Origin of the sequence: Butyrivibrio sp. CB08, assembly GCF_003625485.1 — a bacterium.
GTDB lineage: Bacteria > Bacillota > Clostridia > Lachnospirales > Lachnospiraceae > Butyrivibrio.
Map to the genome: position 1 here is coordinate 73,256 of NZ_RAIR01000001.1, position 25,152 is coordinate 98,407.

Sequence of the window (25,152 nt, forward strand, 5' to 3'; positions counted from 1 at the left end):
CAAGAATTAAGTTCCTTCATAATAATTTAATATTCGAAATAACGTAATTTAATCCCTTTTATGGTACAATTTTAGTGTATCGGCTTTAACACGAAATTGTATGTGAAAGGGATTATTTTATGAATTCAGAACAGTACAAAAGAGCCAATAATAACAGTTTCTATGTAACTATCGTAATTATGATAAGCGGAATAATGATGACTGTATTTTCCATCTTCCAGTATGGACCGAATCTTGGAAGAAATCTTATAGTTGTCAGTTCCTTCCTCTGCGCAGGAATATGTGCATTTGGAAACTTCAAGCATGCCTATGAAAAGAAGGGCTCCATCATGATAATGGGCGGCGCCACGATTTTCTATTTCGTAATTCTTATCGCCGAGGATAGCCTCATCTACTTTGCTTTCGGCCTTCCAATCCTTATCTGCAGTATCATTTTCTTAAATGCCAGGCTCTGTAAATTCGGTATCGGGGCGATCATTATCTCTTTTGTCATCACTGTTATCAAGAAAACCATGACAACAGGTGAATTTGATCTGGAGCTCGTTCCAGCAGCCATCACTCTGGCGCTGGCATTTGTAGCCTGCCTTTGCACAGTTACACTCCTTACCAAATTCAACGAGGAGAACAACGCCAAGATTACCAAGAATGCAGAGGAGACTCTTGAAACAGGTAATGCCATGGCAGAAATTGCCAACACCATTACAGACCTCTTCAACAAGTCTCAGGATGACATGGTAGCCCTTCAGGAGATCATGGAGACCCAGCACTCCGGAATGCAGGATATCGCCAGCAGCATGGAGAGCACGGCTCAGGCCATCACCAATCAGGCTCAGAAGGTTCAGCAGATCCAGGAAGAGACTGAGACAACAGAGGCCAATAGAAAAGAGATGACGAAGGCCTCAGAGAGCGCTCAGAGCACCGTTCGCGAGGGCGTTCAGGTTATCACAGAGTTAAAAGAAAAATCGGCTAATGTTGAGCAGCAGAGCCAGGTTACTGTTGAAGCTACTCAGGCCGTTATCAGAAAAGTTGAAGAAGTACAGAAGATCGTCAGCACAATCATGTCCATAGCAAAGCAGACAAACCTCCTTGCTCTCAACGCCAGCATTGAGGCTGCAAGAGCAGGTGATGCAGGAAAGGGCTTTGCAGTTGTTGCTAATGATGTCCGCGAACTTGCAGCAGGCACCAATACAGCGTCCACTGAGATCACAGGTATTATCAACGAGCTTGTTGAGGATGTTCAGAAGGCAATGGCAAGTATCGACGATACAGTAACCAGCGTGACTGAGCAGAACCAGATGATCCAGACCGTTGGTGAAAACTTCGACAGCATCAACGACAACGTAAGCGAGATGCTTTCACGTTTCGAAGAGATCGGAGAAGGTATGAAGTCCATCGCAACTTCTACCACCGAGATCAACGATTCCATCTCAAACCTTTCTGCAACCAGCGAGGAAGTTGCATCCCTTTCAAACCAGGGCGTACAGTCCTCCGACGACGCAGTGGAGAAGTTCGACGAGTTCAAGACTATCCTTGGCGAGATCTTCATGCAGGCTAACAAGCTCAAGGATATGCAGGCTGAGTAAGCACCAGGAAAATTAAAAAACTTAAATTTTTATTAAAAAAGCATGGATGACCACAAAATCTATGCTTTTTTTCATGACAAATAACAAGATATGGAGTAAAATAAATAATGGTAGTTATTTTTTTCGGAATGATTATGGCTATAACGCTAGAAACTATAAGTATTTTCCTCAAAATTGCCGATATATCAGATAGGCATGGATGCCAATAAAGTCATTCAGGATGATCACAACCTACGAGGGGGTTATGATATGGCAAAAACATCAGCGCTTCGTTATGAGGCACTGCATAATACCACCAGTACTCCGGGTAAAAAAATCATCGAACTGAATTATCAGGAAATATATGATCATAAGCCCAATATCTATAAATGGGTTAAAAGAGCTTTTGATGCTGTAGTTGCATCTATAGCTCTTGTTTTGCTGTCTCCTATTTTTCTTATAACCGCGCTTGCAATTGTTCTTGAGGATGGCGGTCCTGTATTTTTCACCCAGCAAAGAGCTGGACAGAATATGCAGAGCTTCAAGATCTATAAGTTCAGGAGCATGTATAGAAACGCGGAAGCTCAGTTTGAGCGCATGCAGTCTCAGAACGAGCAGACAGGACACGCATTTAAGATCAAGAACGATCCAAGAGTAACACATGTTGGACGATTCATTAGAAGATATTCCATCGATGAGCTTCCACAGCTCCTTAACATCATCAAAGGTGATATGAGTATCGTTGGTCCAAGACCAATCCTTTATCACCAGATGGAGGAGTGCAATGCTTACGAGAAACAGCGTCTTATCGTTAAGCCAGGACTTACCTGCTATTGGCAGGTTTGCGGTAGAGCTAAGATCAAGTGGGATCGTTGGGTTGAACTGGATCTTCAGTATATTGAGGATATGGGAATCTTCAAGGATATTGAGCTTATCTTTAGAACAATCCCTGCAGTGTTTGGTAAAGACGGAGCGTACTAAATTGGGTTATTAGATTGAACCATTTGATACTTAATGCAATTATTGAAGAGCGTAGATTACCACAAAATCTACGCTTTTTTCTATGACAAAATACTAGATATAGAATATAATAATGTATAGAGTTTAAGTAAGATGGAGTAAGTATTGATTATTAAGTGGGGGATATGTTTTGTGCAAAGAATCAACCAGGATCCTTTTGATAGGTAATTGTTATTATTCTGTATTTAGGTTTAGAAAAGAGTTGATACAACGGTTGATAAAAGAGGGATATGAGGTATGGACTGCATTTCCTAATGGTGAGCATGATGAACAGGAACGAGGTGAAGAAACAGCAAAGGAATATGGCTGCCATTTTATTGAGCTATCAATGTCTCGAAGATCGATGAATGTAATAAACGAGATTAAATATATTGTTCAAGTAAACAAATTGATAAAAGCTATATGTCCCCAAATGGTGCTTTTATATACAATTAAGCCTAATCTATATGGCGGGTTGCTGTCCCATTTACATAGAACACCCTACATAATTAATGTGACAGGGCTTGGATCTGCCTTCAACAGGAATCGTATTATTGCCTGGGTTTTGAAGAAAATGTATTTGGTAGTTATGAATTCTTCTTTTTATACATTTTTTCAGAATGAACACGATCATGAATATTTCAATGAGAACATAAATCATAGAAATGTTAAAGTCTTGCCTGGATCAGGAGTAAATACAGAGGAGTATTACCTTCAACCATATCATGATGGGGACGTTGTTCGATTTCTTTACATGTCGAGAGTGATGAAAGAAAAAGGGATTGAAGAATTCCTACAAGCAGCAAGTTATTTCAAAGATTATCCAAATATTGAATTTGTGATATGTGGCGACTGTGAAGAATGTTATGAGGAAAGATTGCAGCAGTTGGAAAAAGAGGGAAATGTTCACTACTTGGGACAGATTTCCGATGTGAGATGTGTAATAAAAGATTCTGACTGTATTGTACATCCTTCATATTACAATGAAGGAATTTCTAATGTTCTATTAGAGGCGTCGTCTTGCGGAAGAGCTATTATAACAACCGAAAAATCAGGCTGTAAAGAAGTTGTTGATGCTGGTAAAAATGGATTTGTTATACCCACAAGAGATTCCCATGAATTGATAAAGGCAATAAAACGATTTATAGATATTGATAGGGAACAGAAGATTGCCATGGGCAGAGAAGGAAGGAAGCTTGTTGAGAAATCATTTGATCGCAATAAGGTTATCAATGAATATCTCAAAGTCATAGGTATGGCTGTTCAACAGTAGGAGAATAAAGTGATCAGAGTTCTTCAAGTTTTACAGAATCTGAATATGGGTGGTGCAGAATCATATGTGATGAATATATACAGGGAGATAGACAGAAGCCTTGTTCAGTTTGATTTTGCAGTTCAACATAAAGGCGGTTTTTTTGAAGAAGAAATAAAAAGACTGGGAGGAAATATTTATTATCTTCCTCATTTTAAAATCTATAACGGAATGATATTCGAAAAAAGACTTATCAGCTTGTTAAAAGATCATCCGGAAATATCGATAGTACATAGCCATAATAATAATATTGGTGCTTTTGCTGTTCGCGCAGCTGTTAAGGCAAATGTACAAAAAACAGTTGCTCATTCGCATACGAACAAAAAAAGTATAAGTAATTGGAAAGACGTAATATATTGCATGATAAATCCATATTCCAGATATCTTTTTGAAAAGTATTCGAAGATACGTTTGGCGTGCTCTTATGCAGCCGGGAAATGGCAGTATGGAAATAAAACGAACTTTAGTGTGATAAATAACGCAATTGACATTAGTAAATTTGCATACAATGAAAAAATAAGAGATGAATTAAAGCAAAGATATATACTTCAAAATAGAATTGTCATAGGGCATGTGGGAAGATTGGAGAAAGTAAAGAACCAGGCTTTCTTGATTGAGGTGTTCGCTGAAGTTCATAAAAAGTATCATAATACAGTTTTATTGATTATTGGAGAAGGAAAGGAAAAAGAGAATCTTATCAGGCATATTAGCAAATATGGGTTAGATGACAGTGTTATTATTCTGAATAATCAAGAAGAAATTGAAAAGTATTATCAGCTTATGGATGTTTTTGTCTTGACTTCTTTGTATGAAGGGTTCCCAATGACCCTATTAGAAGCGCAAGCATCCGGCATGTGGTGCGTGGTATCAGATAGAATCGATAAGGAAACTAACTTAACGGGCAAAGTGGTGTATCTGGATCTGAAAAGCGATATTAAGCTATGGAGTGAGGCTGTTTATGAGAAGGCAATGATGGCTAGGGATAATTGTGATATAAGATTACAGCAATATGATATACGTGTTATTGCAAGAGAACTACAGAATCTGTATTTGAACGAGCTTGGGTAAGCTGTTGGGGGCGGTGTTGGAAAAAGTAAGTATTATTATTCCTGTATATAACAGGAAAAAGTATATTGATTTGACTATTGAAAGCTGTTTATCACAAGACTATCCATCTTTGGAAGTTATTGTAGTTGATGACGGTTCAACAGATGGACTAGATCAGTATATCAAAAAGTATGATGGAAAAATAATATATGCGTTTCAATGTAATCAAGGTGCCCCATCTGCGAGAAACACAGGACTGAGAATGTGTTCTGGCGAGTATGTGCTATTTTTGGATGCGGGAGATTATCTGCTGGAAGGTAGTATAAAAACATTGATGTCTTATGTAAAAGATAAGACTGATATAGTGCTTGGAAATATGTATATTGAGTATGAAGGTGGTAGCCGCAAAATACAAAGGAATGTATTGACTAAACATAAGTATTATGGCGATGATTGCTGTGAGTTTTGCTGCTTGGCAGCGACTCCACCTACAAAAGTATATAGGAAGAAACTGTTGGATAAAAATGATATTGAGTATTCTGATCTATCTATAGGTCAGGATTTAAGCTTTCATTTAAAATGTGTTTTGGCATGTGAAAGTATATTTACTATTCCAGACTGTGTCAGTTCTGGTATTCAAATGGAAGGAGGCATTTCTAGAACTTATACAGGAAAAATAGCCGGGATAATTGATGCTTTTAGGGATGTCGAAAACTATGCAAGCAAGAATCAGGATCATATGCAGCGATATGAAAGGCTAAAATATGTTGAATATTATCATCTGTTTTGGCAATTGATTAAAGTGCCGCTGATTATTGAAAAAAAAGAGCGGAAAGAAACTGCTCATTTACTTGTGAGTGAATTCAGTAGATTGAAACTAGAGGTGAATGGTTGGAAATATCGTGATGTAAAGAAGTTCTATTGTTTTTTGATGATAATCAAAATGATGATTGAATTATGGACTTCTAATTGTTTCTGTTATTTTTACAGAAAGCTTTTTTCTTTTAAACAAAGAAGGAATTATAGATGAGATTATCTTTCGATAAGTCTTTGGGACAGTTGTGTATATTTATATTATTTTGCTTTTGGATAATTCTTTGCAGATATCAAAGAACAGGAGATGTTGGGGATTATATTTTTTCTGCTGAAATTATCTTTTTTTGTGTAGCACTTATTATAAGGGGGCGTGCTCATTGGGAAATTGGGCCGGCATTCATTTTATACATAACGTTTATTTTGGTTAGAGAAATTGAGTCTTTTTACCTGACAGGAGCTATCGAAGGCGAGTCGAAAATAATTATATATTCTGAATTTGGAGTTGCTGTTTTACTTTTGGTTTTGCTTACAGATACTTCTAAAGAAAAGATCTACCGATTGCTTAGAAATTTTGGGGTAGCAAATGCACTAATTGGTTGTTTTGAATACACATATAAGACTAGTTGGATAGCTAAGTATATTATGGTTCCTACCCACAGGTACTTTCTGCAAAATATGGGGACAGATCAATGGCGAGTCCGAACTGTATTTTTGCATCCTGTAATATGTGCAGTGTTTATGATTATTACATGGATACTATTGCTATATATCCCCATAAATAATAGATGGCTGCAGCGTTTTGCACAAGGTGTGACTGTGGTGTGCCTGATTGAAACAAAATCAAGGAGTAGTTGGATATCTTTTGCTGTAGTTACTTTCTTATATTTTCTAGTACGACAAGCAAAAGGTAAAAAAGAAATAGATAGAAGTTTTATCTTTAGATGGATGGTAGCAGTAGTTTTCCTTATTCTCTTGGCATTATTGTGTAGTGACTGGTTCGAGATGCTATTTAATACTGTTTCGTCGCGTTTGATTGCAGGATTGAATAAGAATAATGAAGGTAACTACAACAGAATGATGATGATACGCATAGGAACAAGCATATTTGGGAAAGCTAAGCCGCTTAACAGAATGTTTGGAAATGGCGCAAACTATGCTATAAATTACCTTCGAGCTCATCCAATAAGAGGTTGGAATAGAGCTGTTGATAATACATATGTTACAGTTCTGTTAAACTATGGAATTGTGGGCTTATTTTTACAGCTATCAATTCTACTTTTATCCGTTCAAAATATGATAAAAACCAAGTCGAAAATGACTGAAATGTGTGCATTGGCTGTGATTTCTTTATTTGTTTCTGGATTTTTTTATGAAATGTATTCTTGGTTTACTACGACTGTGTGTTTAAGCGTTTTTTTGCTTGGGCAGGGTGAAATGGTAAAGCATACTGCAAAAGTGAGATTTGTGAGATGATGCATATGGATACCAAAGGCGAAATGGGTTATTCTTTCGGAGTTGTTATATTAAATTATTGTACTTATGAAATTACTTGTAATTGTGTAGAGAGCTATATTAACAATGCAGAAAAGAATATAAATGTTGTGATTGTGGACAACGGATCTCCTGATTTGTCTGGAAGGAAATTAGCGCAAAAGTATTCAGATAATAAAAATGCACATGTTATAGAAAACCACGAGAATGTTGGCTTTTCTAAGGGGATGAATATTGGGCTGGCTTACGCTAAAAATGAATTAAAATGTGATTTTATCATTATCTCCAATAGTGATATTGAATTAAAAACTAAGAATTACCTTTCAAAAATTGAATGGGCATATGAGCATTACAAATTTGCTGTATTAGGTCCGTATATTGATAATTTAAATGATGAAAGCAATGAAAAAAATCCTTATTTAGTCGAAACTTTGACATTAGATGAAAAGTACAAAAAAACAAAACGGAAATTGCTAATTCGAAAAATACGTCTTTTACTTGCATATATATATTTGGATTCTTTGTGGGATCTTTTTTTAGAAATGATACGATTGATTTATGAATCAATTAGCGTTGAATACAAGGAAAAAAGGAAAATATCAGAACGGAGAAAAGAAGCAGAGAAGAATATATGCCAGAATACAGCTTTACACGGAAGCGTTTTTGTTTTGTCTCCAATATACCACAATACGTTCAATGGATTATTGGAAGTAACATTTTTATACGAGGAGGAATGGCTTCTTTATAATCAGTGCGCGCAAGAAAACTTGAAAATGCTATATTACCCTGAAATAAAGGTTTTACATAATGGGGGTGGGGGTAATTCGTTAAAAAAACTATATTCCCAGGAACATAATAGACATATTTGTAAACTTAAACAGCAAAATAATAGTGACAAGCAGATACTTCAGTATATAGCAAATTATCGGAAAAATGGAATTGATTAGACGAAAATCATTAAAAATTAATGCGGTTCTTAATGTTATCAGACAGGCATGTGCCGTACTGTTTCCTCTTATTGTATATCCCTATATTACTAGAACTATCGGGGTGGATTTTTTTGGTAGATACAGCTTTGCTGATTCAGTTGTGAGTTTTTTTACAGTTTTGGCAATGCTGGGTGTATCTACATATGCCATTAGGGAAGCGTCTGGAATGAGAGACGACAAGATAGCGATTGATAGATTTGCATCAGAGATGTTAATTATTAATGGCTTGGCTTTTTTAGTTTCAATAATTTTTCTTTTTTGTATCACAATTCTGGTTCCAAGGATTAAAGACGATTGGATTATTATTTGCATTTTGGCAATTGGTATATTTGCTAATGTGATTGGTCGAGATTGGATCAATGTAGTTTATGAGGATTATTTCTACATTACGCTTAGATATATCATAATTCATATTATTTCATTGGGATTGATGCTGGTTCTTGTGAAAAATCCTACGGATTACTACATTTTTGCTGTTTTAATGGTTTTGACAAATTCGGGTGGATATTTAATTAATGTGTTGTATATCAGGAAGTATACCAGGATTGTTAAGGTGCCTCTAAAGGGAATTAGAAAGCACCTAAAACCAATATTCATTCTTTTTTCTATTTCAATAGCGTCAAAGATATATATAAATTCAGATATAACTATTTTAGGTTTTATGGTAAGTGATGAAGCATTAGGCATTTATTCTATATCATCCAAAGTATATCTGTTGGTTAAGGCATTGGTAAATGCCGCAATGCAAGTTGCTATTCCGAGGATATCAAAGAACGTTCAGGAAAATAAATTTGATGAAGTTAAGGCTATTTTAAAGAGAATTAAAAATGGTCTTTTTGTTGTAATAATTCCTTTGGCAGTTGGAGTCGTTTTAAAAGCGGATGCGATTATAAGGATTTTATGTGGAGAAGAATATGGCTCTAGCGGACAATCACTACAGGTGCTTGCAGGAGCACTTGTTTTTGCGGTATTTGCTTGTTACTATGCGCATTTGGTTTTGGTTCCTTCCAAGAAAGAACGTAGTTTTGCTAACGCAACGTTTTTATCTGTAATTGCTAACGTTGGTCTGAATCTTGTTCTTATACCCCATTTAGGGATATTAGGAGCTGCTATATCTACCGTAGTTTCAGAAATTGTTGTTTTACTGATTTGTCTGATTAATTCTGATGAGCTTTATGTAAAGATTGATAAAACGATCATGGTGTTAGCTGCTGTTTGTGGTGGGATAACATATGTTGTTTGTGGTTATTTCGAAAGAATGAGACTGCCTGCAATTTATGATATTATGTTTAGCTTTTTTGCATCAGTAGTATTATGTGGAATTGTTTTGTACTGTTATGAGAAGGTTATTTCAAAACAAAAAACATTGGATAAATGAAAGAGTTTAATATATGGACCAGGCATGCCTGATAGTGATTTTTAATCACAGATTTGATTCTAATTTATCAAAGATAAGAGAATTATATTCTACTAGATTTTCTGATATCTTTGTGCTTATTCCATTTTATGATGGCCCTGATATTGATGGATTACATATTATCCCGATATATGAGTCATCGTATTGTTTTGGCGGATATATAGCACAAGGAGCAAAATACATTAAAGATTTCAAATATAAGTATTATTGCGTGATAGCTGATGATCTTATGCTGAATCCTGATATTACAGGGCAAAATTTGGCGAAGTATTTGGGACTAGGTGCAAATAGTTCATATATTAAAAAAATATGTCCATTAAATCAATCCAAAGGACTGAAACCTAAACGCCTTAGAAAATATGTTTTAGAGCCTTTTACATTATATAGTGGAACTGAATTCGAAAGAGAAATCCCTAAGCGAGAAGAGGCTTATAAAATATGTCGTGAAAAATATGGGTATTCTGATGAATATATGTCTGGAAGGTTGATTTTGAGAAGTATTTTTGAAGGTAATCCTTTGGGAAGTATCCTAAGAATAAAGGATATGTGTTCTTGTATTATTGCTAACAAAGGTACAAGACTTCCTTACCCACTATTTAAAATATATAGTGATTTTATTGTAATAAATGGCAAGGACTTCGCCATGGTGGCAAGAATGCTTGGCGTCTTTTCTGCGATGGGACTTTTTGCTGAAGTAGCGATACCAACTGCGATGGCACTTTGCTGTGCTGACTTAGTAACAGAAGCAAATTCTGGGAAAAAAGGCATAGAAATGTGGAAAACATCTGAAATAGACAGCCTGCAAGAGAAGTATTCTTTTAGTGTAAAGAAAATGACTGATGATTGGGATAAGAATGTAATCTATTATCATCCAGTAAAACTATCAAAATGGAATGAATAATAGGAAAAAGCCAATGAAAACGCTATAATTGATAGGCAAGGAAAAATAGAACGTTTCGAAAAATTGGAGGAAAGAGTAATGGCAATCGACAACAACTGTGGATACTGCGTAGGAGGAGAGCCTCTTGCAAAGTTCGGCATCAAGATCTGTGACCTGGAGGTGAGTCAGCTGATCCTTTTCAAGGAGCAGAGCCACAAGGGCAGATGTATTGTAGCTTACAAGGATCACATCAGTGAGATCGTTGATATATCTGATGCGGAGAGGAATGCGTTCTTTGCAGATGTTAACAGGGCTGCAAAGGCTATCCACAAGGCATTTAATCCTGACAAGGTAAACTATGGAGCATACGGAGACACTGGTTGTCACCTTCACATGCACCTGGTTCCCAAGTACAAGGACGGCTTTGAGTGGGGCGGAGTCTTCGAGATGAATCCTCAAAAGGTCTTCCTTTCAGATGCTGAGTACGATGAGCTGATCCAGAAGATCAAGGACAACCTGGAGTAATTTACATGCCAAGACCTGAAAATCTGACAACCCTGTGTTACCTGGAGAGAGGCGACTCTTACCTTATGATGCACAGGGTTTCCAAGAAAAATGACATAAACAAGGACAAGTGGATTGGCGTTGGCGGTCACTTTGAAGAGGGTGAGAGTCCTGAGGAGTGCATAAAAAGAGAGATCCTCGAGGAGACCGGATATGATATCCCTATGGAAGAGATCCGCTACAGGGCTGTTATCACCTTTATTTCTGACAGAGGCGACTATGAGCTCATGAGTCTCTTTACAGCCAAGGCCCCGGAAGGGGAGCCGATTCCCTGCAGTGAAGGCGTCTATGAATGGGTGGCAAAAGAGAAGGTTCCATCCCTCAATATCTGGGAAGGGGACAAGTTATTCTTCAAGGAACTTGATCGGAGCCAGGATTTCTTTTTCATGAAACTTCACTATGACATGGAGGATAACCTGACAGAGGCGGTATTAAACGGAAAAAAGTTATGAAAAAGAGAGTAGTTATCGCAGCTTTGGCTATGGCGTTTGTCATGTCAGGCTGCAGTTTAAATGATTATAATGAAGGCCTTGATGAGGCTAATGAGCTGGTTAGCGGCGTTGTTGACGCTGTTGGCGAACTTGCCAATGAAAGCGGAGCTCTAAGCGAGATCAAGGACAATGTAAAGGACAGCATTAACGAAGAAGTTACTGAAAGCGTCAAGGAGACGGTAAGAGAAGCTGGCAAACAGGCAGCAGGAGCTGTAACAGACTCTGTGAAGGACGCTGCGTCCAAGGCTCTTTCAGATGCAACATCCAAGGCAGTTACTGATGCGGCTTCTCAGGCTGTTTCAGATGTGGCATCGCAGGCGCTATCTGCTGCGGAAGATAGTGAGGGAGGAATCCTCTCATCAGCCGAAGACATAGAGCTTACAAACACTGATGGCAAGGGCAAGAATTACAGCTTTAAGTATGACGGCCAGGAATATACTGCCATTTACACTACAGATAACTGGAAGATCAAGAATTCATACAAGATATTAAGCGAAACTGACCAGATCATTATCTGTCAGGCTCTCATTGATGAACACCCTGTCCACGGAAAAGATATGGTAAGCTTCCGCACGGCAGAAGACATGGCCTACGAATGGCAGATCCACAACATGGCATATGTTTTTATAAGGGATGACGATGATCTGAAAAACCATGCCAAGGATGTGGATTTTGATCCCGAGGATCAGGGCATGACCATGGAGGAGTTCTACAAGTCAAGAACTGGTAAGGACCTGGATATTGGCGATATCCTGGGTGACAATTAAGATAGGAGGTGTCCATGAAGGTTATACAGCTGGTAAGTGGCGATTTTGAGGACCTGGAGCTTTGGTGTCCTGTGATGCGCCTTAGAGAAGAAGGTATTACTGTGGACATGGTAGCTGAAAAGAAGGGTGAATACACCGGAAAATATGGCGTTCACTGCGAAGCTACCCTGACCTTTGATGAAGTGGATCCAAAGGACTATGATGGCGTTTTGGTACCTGGAGGATGGGCACCTGATAAGCTCCGTCGTTTCCCTAAGGTACTGGAGATAGTAAAGAGCATGAACGATGAAGGAAAGCTCATCGGCGAGATCTGTCATGCAGGGTGGGTTCTCATCTCAGCTGACGTTCTTAAAGGCAGGAAAGTCACCAGTACTCCCGGAATTAAAGATGATATGAAAAACGCAGGTGCTACCTGGCTTGACGAGGCAGTAGTTGTTGATAGAAACATCATTTCAGCCAGAAGACCACCGGATATCCCACAGTACAACAAGGCGCTTGTAGATTTCCTAAAGGGCAGAGGATGAAGTATCAGAATATAGTAGAAGCTAAGTTTATAGCAAGACCAAACAGGTTCATTGCCAGAGTTTTACTAGATGGCAATGAACTTGTTGTTCATGTGAAAAACACAGGAAGATGCAGGGAACTTTTGATTCCCGGATGCACAGTTTTCCTTGATAAGGCCCAGAACCCTGAGAGGAAGACGCCATACGACCTGGTGGCAGTAGAAAATGAGGGAAGGATCATCAACATCGACTCCCAGGCGCCAAACGTAGTTGTTAAGGAGTGGCTTTTGGCTCAAAACCACTATGACCTGGTAAAACCTGAGCATAAATATGGCGATTCCAGAATAGATTTTTACATGGAAAAAGGCGATGAAAAGTTCCTTATGGAAGTTAAAGGGTGCACTCTTTTTAGGGACGGAATAGGGTATTTTCCTGACGCTCCAACTGAGCGTGGCGCTAAGCATTTAAGAGAACTTGCTGCGGCTGTTAAATCTGGATTTAACACATCGATAGCATTTGTTATTCAAGGAGAGGGTATATCGGAAGTAAGACCCAATGAAGAAACCGATCCTGAATTTACCCGGGCATTTAATAAGGCAAAAAAAGCTGGTGTTAAAATTGTCTTCTTGAAATGTAAGGTGACAAAGGATAGCCTTAATATCGTTGCGGACTAAATTTTTGAATAGATTGTAGAGGATAAGTTTTGTTTAAGAGAGAAAAAGATTCATCTATCTGGGCTTTTTTGCCTGTTACAATACTGACTGCAGTGTTCTGCTGCGTTTTATGGGGTTCAGCATCTCCAGCCATCAAAATTGCCTATGAGCTCTTTAAGATTCCGGCCGATGACACGGCTTCAAGGCTGATGCTTGCTGGGGCGAGATTTACAATAGCGGGTGTTATGACAATTCTTTTTGGCTCCTTACTGGTAAGAAAAGTCCTGATCCCCAAGGCTTCTTCATTAAAGAGCATCGCTATTCTGGCGCTGGTTCAGACTATCGGACAGTACTATTTCTTTTTCATGTCACTGGCAAATACCAGCGGCGTCAGGGGATCCCTTATAAATGCGTCAGGTAACTTCCTGGCAGTTTTGTTTGCTGTATACATCTTCAGACTTGAGAAGATGACACTTAAAAAGATACTTGGATGTATCATAGGATTCCTGGGTATTATAATTGTATTTGGAGGTGGTTCATCTCTTCTTGCGGGAGAACCCATTACCTTTGCAGGAGAGGGAGCTATGCTGGTTGCTGCCACATTTTATGCAGCATCCGGATGCCTTATAAAGATATTTTCCAGGGATGAGAACCCTGTTATCCTCAGTGGATATCAGTTCTTTGTTGGCGGAATAGCTCTTTTCATCGTGGGAAAGCTTATGGGCGGAAGCCTTGTGTTCTATAGCACAGGTTGCGCTTTGAATCTTCTTTATATGGGATTTATCTCTGCTGGTGCATATACCATGTGGGGCGTGCTTCTTAAGTACAATCCGGTCAGCAGAGTATCAATACTTGGATTTATCAATCCGATAATGGGCGTGGTGCTGTCAGCTCTTTTCCTTGGAGAGTATTCACAGGCATTTTCCCCAAGCAGTTTCCTGGCACTGCTCCTTGTAAGTGCAGGAATAGTAATCGTTAACATCAATTTGAAAAAGACATAATGAGAATAGAAATATGCAAACATATGAAACTGGAAACAGAGAGGAAGCGATAAAGTACAAACTGACGCTAAGGGAGTGTTTATTTGGTGATGCGAAGTTCTACCGCCGCGTCGCCACTGTTGTTGTGCCAATGATCGTGCAGAATACCCTTAGTAACATCGTTGGTCTTTTGGACAATATCATGGTTGGACAGGTGGGAACGCTGCCCATGTCGGCGGTTGCCATCGTCAATCAGATCCTGTTCATCTTTTATCTGTGTATCTGGGGATCCCTGGCTGGAGCCGGAATATACAGCACCCAGTTCTTTGGGAAAGGAGATATGGACGGAGTAAGGTACTCCATAAGGTTCAAGCTCCTTACAGCCATTACCATATTTACGGTGGCTGCCTTTATTCTCCATTACCTGGGACCTGACATTATCTCTTTATACATATCTGCAGACACACCAAGTGCCGACAGAGTAGAGACTCTTGGGTATGCAGTTGGATATCTGGGTATCATGATCGTAGGCCTTGCGCCCTTTAGCCTTACCCAGGTCTATGCCAGTGCCATGAGAGAGTCTGGCAAGACAACTCTTCCAATGATAGCCAGTATGACAGCTATGGTGATCAACTTCATATTGAATGCGCTTCTCATCTTTGGACTTTTTGGACTTCCCAAGATGGGAGTTTTAGGAGCGGCCCTTGCTACAGTTATTTCAAGGTTCACTGAGCTGATTATCGTAGTTTATGGTGCTCACAGGCCTGGTACACAGTATGGATTCTTTAAGGGGCTGTACAGTCACTTTATGATACCTGGAAACCTGGTAGTACCGATACTTACTAAGTCACTACCTCTTCTTGTCAACGAGTTTTTGTGGAGCCTTGCTCAGGCAAGCCTTTTACAGGCCTACTCTGTAAGGGGAATTGCCATCATTGCAGCCATGAATATCTGCGGAACAGTGTCGCAGATATTCAACGAAGTCTTCTTATCAATAGGTAATTCCACGGGAATTATTGTTGGACAGGAGCTTGGAGCTGACAGACTTATAAATGCCAGAAGAAGCGCCTGGAGAATGGCGGCTCTTAGCATAATGAGTACATTTGTAATGGGATCACTTCTGGCACTTGCAGCGCCTATCATCCCTCAGATCTACAATACAAGTGATGAGATCAAGCATCTGGCAACACAGTGCATCTGGGTACTTGCTGCTTGCATGCCAATTCACGCTTATGCCAATGTTTCTTATTTCACCATGCGTTCCGGTGGTAAGACAGCAGTTACATTCCTGTTTGACAGCTGCTTTGCCTGGGTGGTTTCAGTGCCAACAGCGTTCATACTTTCAAGATTTACCGCGCTTCCAGCGCTGTACGTATTTATGACAGTGTCACTTATTGAGCTGCTGAAGAGCATTATCGGATTCTGCCTGGTAAAGAGCGGAGTCTGGGTTAGGAATATAGTAAAGGCTGCCTGATAAAGGCAGCCTTTTTACGTGTTCGATATTACATTGCGGGAGCTTTGCATTAGCAAAATATACGCTTTAGAACTACTATCATGGAGTCAGTGCATACTTTAGCATGATCTCTGCAAGCTCAGCCTGCTCCTCTGAGGAGAGGTTATCCTGAGCGTATTCCATAAGTCCTGCTGTGTCGCCGCTTGAAATGTAAGACTGAACTTCTGGAATATCCTCAAGCTCCACGTTGTTGGCGATGATCTCTGAAACTGTATCCTTGTCTTCTTCTGACATTGATTCTGCGATCTCTTTTACCTTGCCGTCAGATTTTTCGATGTACTGATCCATGGCCTCGCTGACGATGGCCTTTTTAATTGGATTGGCAGTAGACGTTTTTTCTTCGTTGTTGGCCTCGATTGTCTCTGCTGAGGACTCAACATCTTTCTTTATGGATTTCTGCGCAAACAGGAAGATTCCGCCTATTACGAGAATTATAACAAGTGTTATCGTAAATGATCTGAAAGCTTTCACGGTGATGATCCTTTCGTAAATCTTCTATTTTTTAGTTTGGTTTAAAGTATTGGATATACAATAACCTTATGAATTATAATGCTGTAAAAGAATCATGTCAAAAAGGCTAAAGAGGAGACTTAGCATGAAAAGAGTCTTATCCGGAAAATATAAAATACAGGCGCTGATACTTATGGCTGTGCTGCTGCTTACAGCCTGCGGAAGCGCAAGCACTGCGCCCAAGCAGGAATCCAGCACTTCAGCCACCGATGCATCCCTTACTGTGACATGCCTTAAGGCTGGCGCTGCGGATGCCTTTGTCCTTATCTCAGACAACCACGTCACCATCATTGACACCGGCCTTGATAAGAAGGGCGAGAAGCTTGTAAAGTTTCTTGATGAGCAGGGCATAACCAGGATAGATGAGATGATCCTGACCCACTTTGATAAGGATCATGTGGGCGGAGCTGACCATGTTTTAGAGAACTATGAAGTTGGCACAGTTTATACAACCTATCATTCCAAGGAATCCGACGATATCACAGAATACCTGAATGCCCTAAAAGCTGCAGGTATGGAGGAAACAGAGGTAACTGAGACGATAAGCTACGAGGCAGATGGGATCTCTTTTACCATATATCCACCGAAGGCCAGGACCTATCTTGAAAAGGAGAGCAACAACTCATCTCTTGCAATCAAGGTGACTTTTGGCGAAAATTCCATGCTCTTTGCCGGGGATGCAGAGTACGAGCGACTGTCAGAGCTCATGAGCATCGATGAAATAAGAGGCTGCACGATTTTAAAGGTCCCACACCACGGCCGCTTTAACGACAACTCCAGGGCCTTTATAGAGTACGTGAACCCTGAGTATGCGGTCATAACCTCCAGCAAAGCTGACCCGGGAGACCAGGAAGTGCTTGACGCCCTTGATTCTATCGGAGCTGCAACATACTTTACCAAAGACGGAGCTATCACAATTTCGATCACCGCAAATAAAGTGGACTTTCAGCAGTGAATCTAGTAATATTGATGTGTTATGGACTTATTTCAGTATATGCGCGAGAACAATATGGAAAAAGAATCTCCGCTTGCCGCCAGGATGCGCCCAAGGACCCTCGATGAGGTAGTTGGACAACAGCACATCATTGGTAAGGACAAGCTTCTTTATCGTGCAATTTCCGCAGACAAATTAAACTCCATAATTCTCTATGGCCCTCCAGGAACTGGTAAGACTACCCTTGCCAAGGTTATCGCTAATACCACCAAGGCTGAGTTTACCCAGATCAACGCCACAATCGCTGGCAAAAAGGACATGGAAGAGGTGGTAGGAAAGGCCAAGGACAATCTTGGCATGTATGGCAAGAAGACCATCCTCTTTATAGACGAGATCCACAGGTTCAACAAGGGCCAGCAGGACTACCTTCTGCCCTTTGTAGAGGATGGAACAGTGGTGCTTATTGGCGCGACCACTGAGAACCCTTATTTTGAGGTCAACGGGGCTCTTATTTCCAGGTCCATCATCTTCGAACTCAAACCACTTTCAAGTGACAATATAAAAGAGCTGTTGCACCGTGCAGTTACAGACACAGAGCGGGGCATGGGCTCCTACAAGGCTGTGCTTGAGGACGATGCTGCAGATTTCCTCGCTGACATAGCAGACGGCGATGCAAGGCACGCCCTAAACGCCATAGAGCTTGGCATTATGACAACAGACAGGTCAGAGGATGGCCTGATCCACATAACAAGAGATGTGGCTGAGGAGTGTATCCAGAGGAAGGTTGCCAGATATGACAAGGACGGCGACAACCACTACGACACCATTTCAGCTTTCATAAAGAGCATGCGCGGTTCTGACCCGGATGCAGCAGTTTATTACCTTGCAAGAATGCTTGATGCAGGCGAGGACCCCAAGTTCATCGTAAGGCGTATGATGGTCTGCGCCTCTGAGGATGTGGGCAATGCTGATCCACAGGCCCTTCAGGTGGCAGTAGCGGCGTCTCTTGCAGTTGAGAGACTAGGTATGCCTGAAGCCCGTATCACACTGGCACAGGCAGTTACATATATAGCCACAGCGCCTAAGAGCAATGCTGCATATCTTGCAGTTGATGAGGCGATCCAGACTGTCAGGGAGACAGGAAACCTTCCGATTCCTGCCCATCTTCAGGATGCCCACTATAAGAGCGCTGGCAAGCTCGGCCACGGCATAGGCTACAAGTATGCCCATGATTACAAGGACCACTATGTGAAACAGCAGTATCTTCCTTACGAGCTCAATGGAAAAGAGTTCTACAACCCCACAGGTAATGGCTATGAGCTTAAGATAAGGGATCATATGAAGTGGTTAAAAGAAAGAGCAGAAGATGAGTAATACCAGGAGAAGAAGAACCGGGCGCAAGGCCCGCAGAAATAGAAGAGCAGTCATACTGTCCATCGCTGCAAGCGGCATTTTGCTTGCACTGGTAATTGGCCTTTGTCTGTGGCTCTTTTTATCAGGAAGACAGGACGAGGCTGAACTTGCTGAGAAAGAGAGATTGCAGGAACAGGCCCTTTTTGAGGCTTCGCTTCAGGAAGAAGAGGAGAGGAACGCTGAATTTATAAACGCTGCCACCATCGATCATATCGTTGGCGCCGGAAGACAGGTATCCAAGGCCCTTTCCTTAAGACCAGCAACAGTTGAGATGACTGATGAGAACAGGGCTGAGTTTGTTAATATCCTCAGCTGCAACATTGTAGAATCCAGCAAGGTTGAGGTTTCTGTAGCTTCAGAGGGAATCCCTAAGAGCGACGATAAGTACTACTACCTTTTTGAACAGGCTACCTACGAAGAGTCTTTAGATGAGACAAAAGAGCCTATCGCCAAGATCTACAAGGATGATGAGACATCTTTTTCTGTGGACCTCAACAAAGGCGCGGAGAATACAAGGCTCTTTTCCAAGTTCCAGGTGGCAGTCAAGATGGACGATAAGTTCGTTCCAATAAGCCACGCCAAGTACATCACTAATCCCGGTGCCTGTGCGGGCTACAGCTATGGAGGCATGAGCCACAAGTCTATCAAGGGTATTCTTCCGGATCCACTTCGTATCGGAGAACTTCAGGACCTTGGCTGCGAATACGCCACATATAATATTCCGCTTAATCACATCCTGGTCACATCAGGAGGTATTTCATACAGCTACGGCGGAGTGACCTATCACTTCAATGAGCGCATTATCAACGACTACGACATGCTCTTTAAGCGCCTTAACAACATGGGCATTGACGTTGCGGCTATTATCTTAAATAACGCCAGCACATCAGCATATCCTGAGATAACACATCCAAGCGCAAGAAGCGGATCAACAGCGCCCTACTACATGTTCAATGCGGCAGATGAGCGCGGAGTTAAGGCACTTGCTGCAATCGGAAGCTTTCTGGCTAACAGATACTCAGGCTCAGGCCACGGCAATGTCAGCATGTGGATCATCGCCAATGAGGTCAATGCCAGAAGAGAGTACAACTACATGTCCAACACGGACGTTAATACCTACACCGTTGCATTTACCAGGGCTTTCAGGGTGTTCTACAACGCCATCAAGAGCCAGAATTCAGCTGCCCAGGTCTATATTCCAATCGACCAGCGCTGGACATATAATACGGAAAAGACAGGTGACTACGACGCCAAGGATGTCCTCGATATCTTTGCTGCTTCCCTGTCAGAGTATGGCAACATCGACTGGGGCCTTGCTGCCCACCCATACTCTTTCCCTAATGGAAATACAGCTTTCTGGAAGTCGTCCAAGTATGTCAATCACACTGATACAACACCATGTATCACAATGGACAACATCGAGGTTTTGACCAACTACATGAAGCGGGATGCCATGCTTGATACGTCGGGCAACGTAAGGTCAATTATCCTCAGCGAGATAGGCTATTCATCAACATCCGGACAGGCTCTTCAGGCAGCAGCTTTCGCCTACGCCTACACCATTATGGAGAAAAATGGCTATATTGACGCACTGATGCTCTCAAGGCAGACAGATGCTTCTGATGAGATAGCGGCCCTGGGCCTTGCCCTTGGACTTCAGACCACAGGTGGCGGAAAAAAGCAGATCTACAACGTATTTAAATATATAGATACTGACAAGCGAGACGAAGTGGTATCTTTTGCTTATGATATAGTAGGTAAAACCTTTTAAACCATAGGAGGAGCGGTATGACAAACGCAGAGAAAGCACTTAAACTTCACGAAGAATGGCAGGGCAAGCTGGAGATCAGATCAAAGGCTGAGGTTAAATCAAGAGAGGACCTGGCACTTGCCTATACACCTGGTGTTGCAGAGCCTTGTAAGCTCATAGCACAGGACAAGGACCTTGCCTATAAATACACCATCAAATCCAACACTATCGCCGTTGTTTCAGACGGAAGTGCTGTTCTCGGTCTTGGCAATATCGGACCTCACGCAGCTATGCCTGTTATGGAGGGTAAGGCTGTTCTATTTAAGGAGTTTGGCGGAGTTAACGCCATTCCGATCTGCCTGGACACCCAGGATACAGAGGAGATCATCAAGGCTGTTAAGTACCTGGCTCCCGGCTTTGGCGGCATCAACCTCGAGGATATCTCAGCTCCAAGATGCTTTGAGATCGAGGAGAGGTTAAAAGAGATGCTGGATATCCCTGTATTTCACGACGACCAGCACGGTACAGCCATCGTTGTACTTGCAGGAATAATAAACGGCCTTAAGGTTGTCGGTAAAAAGAAAGAGGAGTGCAAGGTTATCGTAAACGGCGCAGGAAGCGCAGGAATCGCCATTACAAGACTTCTTTTAAGCTACGGCTTTAAGAACGTAACTCTCTGCGATAAGGTGGGTATTCTTAATAAGAACACAGAGGGACTTAACTGGATGCAGGAGAAGATGATGGAAGTCACCAATCCTGAACAGCTTTCAGGAACTCTTGCAGATGCCCTCAAGGGAGCAGACATCTTTGTTGGTGTTTCAGCGCCTGGTATCGTGACAAAAGAGATGGCGGCAGCAATGAACAAGGATGCCATCATGTTTGCTATGGCAAACCCTGTTCCAGAGATCATGCCAGACCTTGCAAAGGAAGCAGGCGTAAGAGTTATCGGAACCGGCAGAAGCGACTTCCCAAATCAGGTCAACAATGTACTTGTTTTCCCTGGAATATTCAGAGGTGCTCTTGAAGTAAGGGCAAAACAGATAACAGAGGAGATGAAGCTGGCAGCAGCAGAGGCTCTTGCAGGTCTTGTACCTGACGAGGAGCTCAGCGATGTTAACATCCTTCCTGCAGCTTTTGATCCACGAGTAGCAGATGTAATAAGCAGTGCTGTTAAGGCACATGTGAAGGAATAATGGAGCATAAGTTTTGAGTTCGCAATATCTTACCTTATATAAAATGCTGGTCTTGTACATGCTTAAGCGCTGCGAGGTACCTCTTTCCAAGTCTCAGATCTATGATTTCATTTTGGAAAAAGAGTATACGAACTACATGACCTTGCAGGAAGCCTTTAGTGAACTGGCTTCCACAGACCTTATAAGTGAAAAGACCATGGCCAACAGGACCTACCTTGAAATTACAAAGGAAGGAGCCCAGACCTTAGAGTTTTTTGGAAACAGAATAAACCCTTCAATCAGGCAGGAAATCGACGAGTATCTTAAGGACAACAGCATGAAACTTCGAAATGAGTCCGCTGTACTTGGCGATTACAAGAAGACTGCAGAGAATGAGTACACAGTGCAGCTCATGGTAAAGGAAAATGGCAGCAGCATAGTGGACATTAATCTCCCGGTACCGACAGAGGAGATGGCACAGGCGATGATAGACAACTGGCAGAAGAACAGCCAGGATATTTATCAGTATGTTTTTAGCCGTTTGATGGAAAATTAACGTGATTTGACATATACTTTCGGCTAATGTAAAATCTTCAAACGATGAAACGAAAACACATAAATAAAAGCAACTTAATACTACTTACAGCTTTCGCAGCAGTCTTTTCTTTTGTGGTATTTTCAGCAGCTGGAAGAGACAGAAACGCTTATGAGAACATGGAGGCAGGAACTCTTTCCAGCAAAGAGGTAGTTGATTCCATGGCCAGCACCATTGACAGTGCAGCAGTAGCATGTGTTTCTGCTCTTGAAGGCGAGACACCAGAGACAGTAACAGTATCTAATGAAGAGAACACTACATTTCTTGAGAGGACTCTTTTTACTGTAACCAGATATGAGACACCAGTAACAATGTACACCAGCGATACAGTCAATGTCCGTTCCGGAGCAGGTACAGACTATGACAAGATTGGTAAGCTTAAGTGGGGTACCGAGACTACAGTAATGGGTGAGACTGATAATGGATGGTACGAGGTGGCATATAACGACGCCACAGCCTTTATTATCGGAGACTTCATGGTCACAGAACTTCCAAGTATCCCGATGTTATTTGTAGGAGACTCCAGAACCGTACAGATGAAGATGGCTGTGGGTTCTACAGATAAGGAATATATTGCCAAGATTGGCGAGGGATACAACTGGTTCAAGAACACAGCTCTTTCTGAGATTCCTCACTATGCAGGCAGTGGCACATCACTTATCATCAACTTTGGAGTTAATGATCTTGGCAATGCCAGCAAGTATATCAAGCTTGTAAACAGCAATGTAGATGCATGGACTGAGGCTGGTATAACCGTTTACTATGCAGCAGTTACTCCTGTTGGCGAGGGCGCATCAGTAACCAATGCCCAGATTGAGCAGTTTAATTCCCGTCTTCAGTCAGAGCTTGATCCAAGGGTTATCTGGATCGACGGTTATTCATACCTGTCACAGACAGGATTTAGCGCACCAGATGGTTTGCATTACAGTGCAGACACCTATAGAAACCTGTATTCATACTATATTTCAGTTCTGAGTCAGGCATAACAAGTATAGTAACGCTTGTTATCTTATAGCACATTATCTTATCATTGACATAGCAAAAGCACGTTGCTATAATAATCAACGTGACTGCCAAGGGCAGTTCAAGCTGTTGTAGCACAGTCGGTAGTGCGTCGCATTGGTAGTGCGGAGGTCACGAGTTCGATTCTCGTCAGCAGCTCTTATATAACACTTATTCAAAAGCCTCAAAGACAGAGACTATCTGGCTTTGAGGTGATTTTATGTCTACCCTCATTTATTTGACTAAAGACGCCCTAAACCATATAATTATTCCATGTGCACGTCACAAATAAAGCGGTTTATCCGCACGAAAGAGAGAATGGTATGAGGGTAGTTATTCAGGACAACTATGAAAAGTTGTGTCTCTGGGCTGCTGGTTACATCAAGGCGCGCATCAATGAGCACAACAATGGGGCAGAAAAGGATCGTCCTTTTGTTTTAGGACTTCCTACAGGATCAAGTCCGATCGGGGTTTACAAAGAGCTTGTTAGAATGAACAAGGCAGGAGAGATTTCTTTTGCCAATGTTGTTACATTCAACATGGATGAGTACCTTGGACTTCCAAGGGAACATGACCAGTCTTACTGGTACTTTATGCACGACAATTTCTTTGATCATCTGGTAGATATGAAACCAGAGAACATCAATATATTAAACGGAATGACAGATGATCCGGTTGCTGAGTGTGAGAACTATGAAAAGAAAATTAAGTCCTATGGGGGGATTGATCTTTTCATGGGAGGCATCGGTGTTGACGGACATATCGCATTTAACGAGCCATTCACAAGTCTTGCTTCAAGAACTGGAGTAAGAGACCTTACAACTGATACAAGGATCGTTAACTCAAGATTTTTCGGAGGAGACCCAGAGAAGGTTCCAGCTCAGGCACTTTCAGTAGGTGTTGGAACTGTAACTGATTCAAAAGAGGTCCTTGTCCTCATAAATGGCCACAATAAGGCCAGAGCTCTTGCAGCTACAGTAGAGGGACCTGTTTCCTCAAAGTGGACCTGCAGCGCACTTCAGATGCATAACGGCGCAATCATCGTCTGCGATGAGCCAGCCTGCGGAGAGCTTACAGTTAATACTTACAAGTACTTCCTTGATATAGAAAAGAAAGAGAGGCTTTAACATGTATACTATTTCTGATCTTTATGATCTGGACCACACTCTGGCCGCAGATTATCTTAAGGGATTCACATATCCCTGGGAAGCTCTTAAGGGCATCAAGGACATGATCCTTGAGATCGGTGCTGGTCTTGGAGATGACTACACTGAGGTCAAGGAGCACGTATGGGTTCACAAGACAGCGACTGTTTTCGAGAGCGCATATCTTGGAGCACCATGTATCATCGGACCAAACACTGAGGTTCGTCACGGAGCATTTATCCGTGGCAGCGCTTTAGTTGGCGCTGACTGCGTAGTTGGTAACAGCGTAGAGCTCAAGAACGTAATCCTTTTTGATCACGTTCAGACTCCTCACTACAACTATGTTGGTGACAGTATCCTTGGTTATTACTCACATATGGGAGCCGGCTCAATCACATCTAACGTTAAGAGCGACAAGAAGCTTGTTGTTGTTCATAACGGAACAGAGCATATTGAGACTGGAGTTAAGAAGTTTGGCGCTATGCTGGGCGACTATGTAGAGGTTGGCTGCAACGCAGTATGCAATCCTGGCACAGTGATCGGACGCCATTCCAATGTTTATCCTACTTCCTGCGTAAGAGGAGTTGTTCCTGAGAACTCTATCTACAAGAACAGCGGCGAAGTAATCCATAAAGAGGAGAGATAAA

25 protein-coding genes and 1 tRNA gene are annotated in these 25,152 nt (G+C 41.5%); 25 read left to right on the forward strand and 1 reads right to left on the reverse strand.

Annotation, left to right across the window (positions count from 1 at the left end; translation table 11 throughout):
* Positions 1-119: 119 nt before the first annotated feature.
* From D6855_RS00420 to D6855_RS00495, 16 genes are all read left to right on the forward strand, one after another.
* Positions 120-1,583: a methyl-accepting chemotaxis protein gene (locus tag D6855_RS00420; RefSeq protein ID WP_120736907.1), complete on the forward strand. Its 1,464-nt coding sequence runs from the start codon at positions 120-122 to the stop codon at positions 1,581-1,583.
* Positions 1,584-1,832: 249 nt separating this feature from the next.
* Complete coding sequence (locus tag D6855_RS00425; protein ID WP_120736909.1) at positions 1,833-2,543, forward strand: sugar transferase; 711 nt, start codon at positions 1,833-1,835, stop codon at positions 2,541-2,543.
* A gap of 169 nt (positions 2,544-2,712) precedes the next feature.
* Complete coding sequence (locus D6855_RS00430; protein ID WP_120736911.1) at positions 2,713-3,834, forward strand: glycosyltransferase family 4 protein; 1,122 nt, start codon at positions 2,713-2,715, stop codon at positions 3,832-3,834.
* Between the two features lie 9 nt (positions 3,835-3,843).
* Positions 3,844-4,941, forward strand: coding sequence for a glycosyltransferase (locus tag D6855_RS00435; RefSeq protein WP_120736913.1), 1,098 nt, complete (start codon positions 3,844-3,846; stop codon positions 4,939-4,941).
* A gap of 16 nt (positions 4,942-4,957) precedes the next feature.
* Positions 4,958-5,950: a glycosyltransferase family 2 protein gene (locus D6855_RS00440; RefSeq protein WP_158589429.1), complete on the forward strand. Its 993-nt coding sequence runs from the start codon at positions 4,958-4,960 to the stop codon at positions 5,948-5,950.
* Positions 5,947-7,209: an O-antigen ligase family protein gene (locus D6855_RS00445; RefSeq protein ID WP_120736917.1), complete on the forward strand. Its 1,263-nt coding sequence runs from the start codon at positions 5,947-5,949 to the stop codon at positions 7,207-7,209. Before D6855_RS00440 ends, D6855_RS00445 begins: the two co-directional genes overlap by 4 nt.
* A gap of 5 nt (positions 7,210-7,214) precedes the next feature.
* Positions 7,215-8,174: a glycosyltransferase gene (locus D6855_RS00450; RefSeq protein WP_158589430.1), complete on the forward strand. Its 960-nt coding sequence runs from the start codon at positions 7,215-7,217 to the stop codon at positions 8,172-8,174.
* Entirely contained in the window at positions 8,161-9,594 is a 1,434-nt protein-coding gene (locus D6855_RS00455; protein ID WP_120736921.1) for a flippase, read from the forward strand. The genes D6855_RS00450 and D6855_RS00455 overlap by 14 nt, the downstream gene beginning before the upstream one ends.
* A 13-nt stretch (positions 9,595-9,607) precedes the next feature.
* Positions 9,608-10,534 (forward strand): hypothetical protein, encoded by a 927-nt coding sequence (locus tag D6855_RS00460; RefSeq protein WP_120736923.1) that lies wholly within the window; start codon positions 9,608-9,610, stop codon positions 10,532-10,534.
* A gap of 78 nt (positions 10,535-10,612) precedes the next feature.
* Positions 10,613-11,038, forward strand: a complete 426-nt coding sequence (locus tag D6855_RS00465; protein WP_120736925.1) for an HIT family protein — start codon at positions 10,613-10,615, stop codon at positions 11,036-11,038.
* Between the two features lie 5 nt (positions 11,039-11,043).
* Positions 11,044-11,529, forward strand: a complete 486-nt coding sequence (locus tag D6855_RS00470) for an NUDIX hydrolase (protein WP_120736927.1) — start codon at positions 11,044-11,046, stop codon at positions 11,527-11,529.
* Complete coding sequence (locus tag D6855_RS00475; protein WP_120736929.1) at positions 11,526-12,335, forward strand: hypothetical protein; 810 nt, start codon at positions 11,526-11,528, stop codon at positions 12,333-12,335. The genes D6855_RS00470 and D6855_RS00475 overlap by 4 nt, the downstream gene beginning before the upstream one ends.
* A gap of 14 nt (positions 12,336-12,349) precedes the next feature.
* On the forward strand, positions 12,350-12,859 hold the full coding sequence (locus tag D6855_RS00480) for a type 1 glutamine amidotransferase domain-containing protein (protein WP_120736931.1): 510 nt from the start codon (positions 12,350-12,352) through the stop codon (positions 12,857-12,859).
* On the forward strand, positions 12,856-13,512 hold the full coding sequence (gene sfsA / locus D6855_RS00485; RefSeq protein ID WP_120736933.1) for a DNA/RNA nuclease SfsA: 657 nt from the start codon (positions 12,856-12,858) through the stop codon (positions 13,510-13,512). Before D6855_RS00480 ends, sfsA begins: the two co-directional genes overlap by 4 nt.
* Positions 13,513-13,541: 29 nt before the next feature.
* Positions 13,542-14,492 carry a DMT family transporter gene (locus D6855_RS00490; protein WP_243111748.1) on the forward strand — a complete coding sequence of 317 codons (951 nt, stop codon included), beginning with the start codon at positions 13,542-13,544 and terminating at the stop codon, positions 14,490-14,492.
* Between the two features lie 13 nt (positions 14,493-14,505).
* A complete protein-coding gene (locus D6855_RS00495) occupies positions 14,506-15,945 on the forward strand; it encodes an MATE family efflux transporter (protein ID WP_120736935.1) in 1,440 nt (479 codons plus the stop codon).
* Positions 15,946-16,023: 78 nt separating this feature from the next.
* Here D6855_RS00495 and D6855_RS00500 read toward each other — a convergent pair whose 3' ends face one another.
* Positions 16,024-16,455 carry a hypothetical protein gene (locus D6855_RS00500; protein ID WP_120736937.1) on the reverse strand — a complete coding sequence of 144 codons (432 nt, stop codon included), beginning with the start codon at positions 16,453-16,455 and terminating at the stop codon, positions 16,024-16,026.
* A gap of 124 nt (positions 16,456-16,579) precedes the next feature.
* On the opposite strand from D6855_RS00500, the gene D6855_RS00505 reads away from it, so the two are divergent.
* From D6855_RS00505 to D6855_RS00545, 9 genes are all read left to right on the forward strand, one after another.
* Positions 16,580-17,449 carry a ComEC/Rec2 family competence protein gene (locus D6855_RS00505; RefSeq protein WP_158589431.1) on the forward strand — a complete coding sequence of 290 codons (870 nt, stop codon included), beginning with the start codon at positions 16,580-16,582 and terminating at the stop codon, positions 17,447-17,449.
* A 21-nt stretch (positions 17,450-17,470) separates the two neighbouring features.
* Positions 17,471-18,802 carry a replication-associated recombination protein A gene (locus tag D6855_RS00510; protein WP_120736941.1) on the forward strand — a complete coding sequence of 444 codons (1,332 nt, stop codon included), beginning with the start codon at positions 17,471-17,473 and terminating at the stop codon, positions 18,800-18,802.
* Positions 18,795-20,612: a DUF5722 domain-containing protein gene (locus tag D6855_RS00515; RefSeq protein WP_120736943.1), complete on the forward strand. Its 1,818-nt coding sequence runs from the start codon at positions 18,795-18,797 to the stop codon at positions 20,610-20,612. The genes D6855_RS00510 and D6855_RS00515 overlap by 8 nt, the downstream gene beginning before the upstream one ends.
* A 17-nt stretch (positions 20,613-20,629) precedes the next feature.
* Positions 20,630-21,784 carry an NAD(P)-dependent malic enzyme gene (locus D6855_RS00520; RefSeq protein WP_120736949.1) on the forward strand — a complete coding sequence of 385 codons (1,155 nt, stop codon included), beginning with the start codon at positions 20,630-20,632 and terminating at the stop codon, positions 21,782-21,784.
* A 43-nt stretch (positions 21,785-21,827) separates the two neighbouring features.
* Positions 21,828-22,319, forward strand: coding sequence for a DUF4364 family protein (locus D6855_RS00525; protein WP_256372298.1), 492 nt, complete (start codon positions 21,828-21,830; stop codon positions 22,317-22,319).
* Between the two features lie 113 nt (positions 22,320-22,432).
* A complete protein-coding gene (locus tag D6855_RS00530; protein ID WP_158589432.1) occupies positions 22,433-23,344 on the forward strand; it encodes an SGNH/GDSL hydrolase family protein in 912 nt (303 codons plus the stop codon).
* Positions 23,345-23,446: 102 nt separating this feature from the next.
* Positions 23,447-23,519 (forward strand) — tRNA-Thr (locus D6855_RS00535).
* Between the two features lie 164 nt (positions 23,520-23,683).
* Positions 23,684-24,487, forward strand: a complete 804-nt coding sequence (gene nagB, locus D6855_RS00540) for a glucosamine-6-phosphate deaminase (protein WP_120736955.1) — start codon at positions 23,684-23,686, stop codon at positions 24,485-24,487.
* A gap of 1 nt (position 24,488) precedes the next feature.
* A complete protein-coding gene (locus tag D6855_RS00545) occupies positions 24,489-25,151 on the forward strand; it encodes an acyltransferase (RefSeq protein ID WP_120736957.1) in 663 nt (220 codons plus the stop codon).
* The last annotated feature ends 1 nt before the right edge of the window (position 25,152 follow it).

Excerpts from the sequence above, each read along its gene's own strand:
- D6855_RS00515 (WP_120736943.1), top strand. The coding sequence starts at position 18,795 with ATGAGTAATACCAGGAGAAGAAGAACCGGGCGCAAGGCCCGCAGAAAT.
- D6855_RS00520 (WP_120736949.1), top strand. The coding sequence starts at position 20,630 with ATGACAAACGCAGAGAAAGCACTTAAACTTCACGAAGAATGGCAGGGC.
- D6855_RS00495 (WP_120736935.1), top strand. The coding sequence starts at position 14,506 with ATGCAAACATATGAAACTGGAAACAGAGAGGAAGCGATAAAGTACAAA.
- D6855_RS00510 (WP_120736941.1), top strand. The coding sequence starts at position 17,471 with ATGGACTTATTTCAGTATATGCGCGAGAACAATATGGAAAAAGAATCT.
- D6855_RS00450 (WP_158589430.1), top strand. The coding sequence starts at position 7,215 with ATGGATACCAAAGGCGAAATGGGTTATTCTTTCGGAGTTGTTATATTA.
- D6855_RS00425 (WP_120736909.1), top strand. The coding sequence starts at position 1,833 with ATGGCAAAAACATCAGCGCTTCGTTATGAGGCACTGCATAATACCACC.
- nagB (WP_120736955.1), top strand. The coding sequence starts at position 23,684 with ATGAGGGTAGTTATTCAGGACAACTATGAAAAGTTGTGTCTCTGGGCT.
- D6855_RS00445 (WP_120736917.1), top strand. The coding sequence starts at position 5,947 with ATGAGATTATCTTTCGATAAGTCTTTGGGACAGTTGTGTATATTTATA.
- D6855_RS00475 (WP_120736929.1), top strand. The coding sequence starts at position 11,526 with ATGAAAAAGAGAGTAGTTATCGCAGCTTTGGCTATGGCGTTTGTCATG.
- D6855_RS00505 (WP_158589431.1), top strand. The coding sequence starts at position 16,580 with ATGAAAAGAGTCTTATCCGGAAAATATAAAATACAGGCGCTGATACTT.
- D6855_RS00420 (WP_120736907.1), top strand. The coding sequence starts at position 120 with ATGAATTCAGAACAGTACAAAAGAGCCAATAATAACAGTTTCTATGTA.
- D6855_RS00460 (WP_120736923.1), top strand. The coding sequence starts at position 9,608 with ATGGACCAGGCATGCCTGATAGTGATTTTTAATCACAGATTTGATTCT.
- D6855_RS00480 (WP_120736931.1), top strand. The coding sequence starts at position 12,350 with ATGAAGGTTATACAGCTGGTAAGTGGCGATTTTGAGGACCTGGAGCTT.
- D6855_RS00465 (WP_120736925.1), top strand. The coding sequence starts at position 10,613 with ATGGCAATCGACAACAACTGTGGATACTGCGTAGGAGGAGAGCCTCTT.
- D6855_RS00470 (WP_120736927.1), top strand. The coding sequence starts at position 11,044 with ATGCCAAGACCTGAAAATCTGACAACCCTGTGTTACCTGGAGAGAGGC.
- sfsA (WP_120736933.1), top strand. The coding sequence starts at position 12,856 with ATGAAGTATCAGAATATAGTAGAAGCTAAGTTTATAGCAAGACCAAAC.
- D6855_RS00545 (WP_120736957.1), top strand. The coding sequence starts at position 24,489 with ATGTATACTATTTCTGATCTTTATGATCTGGACCACACTCTGGCCGCA.
- D6855_RS00525 (WP_256372298.1), top strand. The coding sequence starts at position 21,828 with ATGCTGGTCTTGTACATGCTTAAGCGCTGCGAGGTACCTCTTTCCAAG.
- D6855_RS00455 (WP_120736921.1), top strand. The coding sequence starts at position 8,161 with ATGGAATTGATTAGACGAAAATCATTAAAAATTAATGCGGTTCTTAAT.